Source organism: Floricoccus penangensis, from assembly GCF_001832885.1.
GTDB classification, from domain to species: Bacteria; Bacillota; Bacilli; order Lactobacillales; family Streptococcaceae; genus Floricoccus; species Floricoccus penangensis.
Genome location: NZ_MKIQ01000009.1, coordinates 1 through 5,360, shown reverse-complemented (window position 1 = coordinate 5,360; position 5,360 = coordinate 1). Strand labels below are relative to the sequence as shown.

General features: G+C 47.4%; 1 tRNA gene and 3 rRNA genes. All 4 read left to right on the top strand.

Annotation, left to right across the window (positions count from 1 at the left end):
* Positions 1–380: 380 nt before the first annotated feature.
* The 4 genes from BG262_RS03175 (at position 381) to rrf (ending at position 5,353) form a co-directional block, all read left to right on the top strand.
* Positions 381–1,928 (top strand): 16S ribosomal RNA (locus BG262_RS03175).
* Positions 1,929–2,025: 97 nt separating this feature from the next.
* A tRNA-Ala gene (locus BG262_RS03170) sits at positions 2,026–2,098 on the top strand.
* Positions 2,099–2,240: 142 nt separating this feature from the next.
* A 23S ribosomal RNA gene (locus tag BG262_RS03165) occupies positions 2,241–5,143 on the top strand.
* A 94-nt stretch (positions 5,144–5,237) separates the two neighbouring features.
* Positions 5,238–5,353 (top strand): 5S ribosomal RNA (gene rrf, locus BG262_RS03160).
* Together the 16S, 23S and 5S rRNA genes with 1 tRNA gene alongside form the textbook arrangement of a ribosomal RNA operon.
* Positions 5,354–5,360 lie beyond the last annotated feature (7 nt).

Below are 5,360 nucleotides of genomic sequence, written 5' to 3'. Positions count from 1 at the left end.
TATTGACAAACAAATGTGGGGATGATAAGATAATAACACTGTCAAGGACGAAACAGTCAACGAAAAAACTTGTGAAAAAAGTTTTAAAAAGTAGTTGACAAAGATAAAGTCTGATGATAGAATAATGAAGTTGTCTCGAGAGAGCGACAAGTCGAAATAACTGGTTGTTAAAAAAACTTTAAAAAAGTAGTTGACAACGATTCGCGGTTATGATAGACTAATAAAGTTGTCTGAGGGCAACGAGATAGACCTTTGAAAACTGAACAAAGCAAAACGAACCAAAAGTGCAGGGCGAATGATTAAATCATTCAACTGTCAATTTTGACAATAAATAAGCAACAAAAACGAGCTAGCAACTTTAAAGTTGCTCGTAAATTAATTTTTATGAGAGTTTGATCCTGGCTCAGGACGAACGCTGGCGGCGTGCCTAATACATGCAAGTTGAGCGCTGAAGACTGGTACTTGTACCGGTTGGATGAGCAGCGAACGGGTGAGTAACGCGTGGGTAACCTGCCCTATAGAGGGGGATAACTAGAGGAAACTTTAGCTAATACCGCATAAAATCTAATAACACATGTTATAAGATTGAAAGTGCCAACTGGTACACTATAGGATGGACCCGCGTTGTATTAGCTAGTTGGTGAGGTAATAGCTCACCAAGGCGATGATACATAGCCGACCTGAGAGGGTGATCGGCCACACTGGGACTGAGACACGGCCCAGACTCCTACGGGAGGCAGCAGTAGGGAATCTTCGGCAATGGACGAAAGTCTGACCGAGCAACGCCGCGTGAGTGAAGAAGGTTTTCGGATCGTAAAACTCTGTTGTAAGAGAAGAACACCAGTAAGAGTGGAAAGCTTACTGGCTGACGGTATCTTACCAGAAAGCCACGGCTAACTACGTGCCAGCAGCCGCGGTAATACGTAGGTGGCAAGCGTTGTCCGGATTTATTGGGCGTAAAGCGAGCGCAGGCGGTTCATTAAGTCTGATGTAAAAGGCAGTGGCTCAACCATTGTAAGCATTGGAAACTGGTGAACTTGAGTGCAGTAGAGGAGAGTGGAATTCCATGTGTAGCGGTGAAATGCGTAGATATATGGAGGAACACCGGAGGCGAAAGCGGCTCTCTGGACTGTAACTGACGCTGAGGCTCGAAAGCGTGGGGAGCAAACAGGATTAGATACCCTGGTAGTCCACGCCGTAAACGATGAGTGCTAGATGTTCGGGGGTATCCACCCCTGAGTGTCGCAGCTAACGCATTAAGCACTCCGCCTGGGGAGTACGACCGCAAGGTTGAAACTCAAAGGAATTGACGGGGGCCCGCACAAGCGGTGGAGCATGTGGTTTAATTCGAAGCAACGCGAAGAACCTTACCAGGTCTTGACATATGGATGCTATCCCTAGAGATAGGGAGTTACTTCGGTACATCCAATACAGGTGGTGCATGGTTGTCGTCAGCTCGTGTCGTGAGATGTTGGGTTAAGTCCCGCAACGAGCGCAACCCCTATTGTTAGTTGCCATCATTAAGTTGGGCACTCTAGCGAGACTGCCGGTAATAAACCGGAGGAAGGTGGGGATGACGTCAAATCATCATGCCCCTTATGACCTGGGCTACACACGTGCTACAATGGGAAGTACAACGAGTCGCAAGCCGGTGACGGCAAGCTAATCTCTTAAAGCTTCTCTCAGTTCGGATTGTAGGCTGCAACTCGCCTACATGAAGTCGGAATCGCTAGTAATCGCGGATCAGCACGCCGCGGTGAATACGTTCCCGGGCCTTGTACACACCGCCCGTCACACCACGAGAGTTTGTAACACCCGAAGTCGGTGAGGTAACCGTAAGGAGCCAGCCGCCTAAGGTGGGATAGATGATTGGGGTGAAGTCGTAACAAGGTAGCCGTATCGGAAGGTGCGGCTGGATCACCTCCTTTCTAAGGAAAATACGAGGATACCTGCACGGTAAGTTTTGCATTGTTTAGTTTTGAGAGGTTTATACCTAAAAACAGAATAAATCTTCTCAAGAAGATTGGGGCCTTAGCTCAGCTGGGAGAGCGCCTGCTTTGCACGCAGGAGGTCAGCGGTTCGATCCCGCTAGGCTCCATAGGTAAGATGAAATACTTACTGAATCGATCATTGAAAATTGAATAATTTCTAAATATAACAAAGAAATAAACCGAAAATGCTGTGATTTAAAGAGTTTAAAAAACGAAGAAAATCAAAACTTATTAAAGTAAAAATTTAAAGGTTAAGTTAATAAGGGCGCACGGTGGATGCCTTGGCACTAGGAGCCGAAGAAGGACGTGACTAACTACGATATTTCACGGGGAGCTGTAAGTAAGCGATGATCCGTGAGTTTCCGAATGGGGGAACCCAACATTTAATGAATGTTATCCATATATGAATACATAGTATATGCGAAGGAAGACGCAGTGAACTGAAACATCTAAGTAGCTGCAGGAAGAGAAAGCAAAAGCGATTTCCTTAGTAGCGGCGAGCGAAACGGAAGAAGACCAAACCAAAGGACTTGTCCTTTGGGGTTGTAGGACTGCAATGTGGACTTATATTTTATAGAAGAATTACCTGGAAAGGTAAGCCAGAGAGAGTAATAGCCTCGTACTTTAAATAGAATATATACCTAGCAGTATCCTGAGTACGGCGAGACACGAGAAATCTCGTCGGAATCTGGGAGGACCATCTCCCAAGTCTAAATACTCCCTAGTGACCGATAGTGAACCAGTACCGTGAGGGAAAGGTGAAAAGAACCCCGGAAGGGGAGTGAAATAGCACCTGAAACCGTGTGCCTACAACAAGTTCGAGCCCGTTAATGGGTGAGAGCGTGCCTTTTGTAGAATGAACCGGCGAGTTACGTTATGTTGCGAGGTTAAGATGAAGAGTCGGAGCCGTAGCGAAAGCGAGTCTTAATAGGGCGATATAGTAACATGACGTAGACCCGAAACCATGTGACCTATCCATGAGCAGGTTGAAGGTGAGGTAAGACTCACTGGAGGACCGAACCAGAGTACGTTGAAAAGTGCTTGGATGACTTGTGGATAGCGGAGAAATTCCAAACGAACTTGGAGATAGCTGGTTCTCTCCGAAATAGCTTTAGGGCTAGCGTCGTAATTTAAATGTCATGGAGGTAGAGCACTGTTTGGGTGAGGGGTCCGTCTCGGATTACCAATCTCAGATAAACTCCGAATGCCATAGACATATGTACGGCAGTCAGACTGCGAGTGCTAAGATCCGTAGTCGAAAGGGAAACAGCCCAGACCACCAGCTAAGGTCCCAAAATATATGTTAAGTGGAAAAGGATGTGGGGTTGCACAGACAACTAGGATGTTAGCTTAGAAGCAGCTAACATTTAAAGAGTGCGTAATAGCTCACTAGTCGAGTGACCCTGCGCCGAAAATGTACCGGGGCTAAAACATATTACCGAAGCTGTGGATTACACAATAGTGTAATGGTAGGAGAGCGTTCTATATGCGTCGAAGGTATACCGTGAGGAGTGCTGGAGCGTATAGAAGTGAGAATGCCGGTATGAGTAGCGCAAGACAGGTGAGAATCCTGTCCACCGTAAGACTAAGGTTTCCAGGGGAAGGCTCGTCCGCCCTGGGTTAGTCGGGACCTAAGGAGAGGCCGAAGGGCGTATCCGATGGACAACAGGTTGATATTCCTGTACTAGATATTATAGTGAAGGAGGGACGCAGTAGGCTAAGATGTGCCAGTTAATGGATTCTGGTCTAAGTAGTGAGGTGTAGTATGAGTCAAATGCTTATACTTATAACATTGAGCTATGATGGGGAAGTAACTACGGTTACGAAGCATCTGATGTCACACTGCCAAGAAAAGCTTCTAGCGTTTAAATAATATCTACCCGTACCGCAAACCGACACAGGTAGTCGAGGCGAGTAGCCTCAGGTGAGCGAGAGAACTCTCGTTAAGGAACTCGGCAAAATGACCCCGTAACTTCGGGAGAAGGGGTGCTGGATTTAGGTCCAGCCGCAGTGAATAGGCCCAAGCGACTGTTTATCAAAAACACAGCTCTCTGCTAAATCGTAAGATGATGTATAGGGGGTGACGCCTGCCCGGTGCTGGAAGGTTAAGAGGAGTGCTTAGCGTAAGCGAAGGTATGAATTGAAGCCCCAGTAAACGGCGGCCGTAACTATAACGGTCCTAAGGTAGCGAAATTCCTTGTCGGGTAAGTTCCGACCCGCACGAAAGGCGTAACGATTTGGGCACTGTCTCAACGAGAGACTCGGTGAAATTTTAGTACCTGTGAAGATGCAGGTTACCCGCGACAGGACGGAAAGACCCCATGGAGCTTTACTGCAGTTTGATATTGAGTATCTGTACCACATGTACAGGATAGGTAGGAGCCTATGACTCGTGTACGCTAGTATACGATGAGGCGTTGTTGGGATACTACCCTTGTGTTATGGCTACTCTAACCCGCACCACTAAACGTGGTGGGAGACAGTGTCTGACGGGCAGTTTGACTGGGGCGGTCGCCTCCTAAAAGGTAACGGAGGCGCCCAAAGGTTCCCTCAGAATGGTTGGAAATCATTCATAGAGTGTAAAGGTATAAGGGAGCTTGACTGCGAGAGTTACAACTCGAGCAGGGACGAAAGTCGGGCTTAGTGATCCGGTGGTTCCGCATGGAAGGGCCATCGCTCAACGGATAAAAGCTACCCTGGGGATAACAGGCTTATCTCCCCCAAGAGTTCACATCGACGGGGAGGTTTGGCACCTCGATGTCGGCTCGTCGCATCCTGGGGCTGTAGTCGGTCCCAAGGGTTGGGCTGTTCGCCCATTAAAGCGGCACGCGAGCTGGGTTCAGAACGTCGTGAGACAGTTCGGTCCCTATCCGTCGCGGGCGTAGGAAATTTGAGAGGATCTGTCCTTAGTACGAGAGGACCGGGATGGACTTACCGCTGGTGTACCAGTTGTTCTGCCAAGAGCATCGCTGGGTAGCTATGTAGGGAAGGGATAAGCGCTGAAAGCATCTAAGTGCGAAGCCCACCTCAAGATGAGATTTCCCACCAGTAATGGTTAAGAGCCCTGAGAGAAGATCAGGTAGATAGGTTAGGAGTGGAAGTACAGTGATGTATGTAGCGGACTAATACTAATCGCTCGAGGACTTATCCTAGATAAGAATTAATACACGAGTAAGCATAGAAGTTTATGGAAGTTATATGAAGAAATTATTCAATTTTGAGTGATTGAAAAACAATTACGCATAGTTTGGTGCCAATAGCATGAGAGATACACCTGGTTACATGCCGAACCCAGAAGTTAAGTCTCATAACGCCGGAAGTAGTTGGGGGTTGCCCCCTGTGAGATATGGTAGGTGCCAAGCGAATATT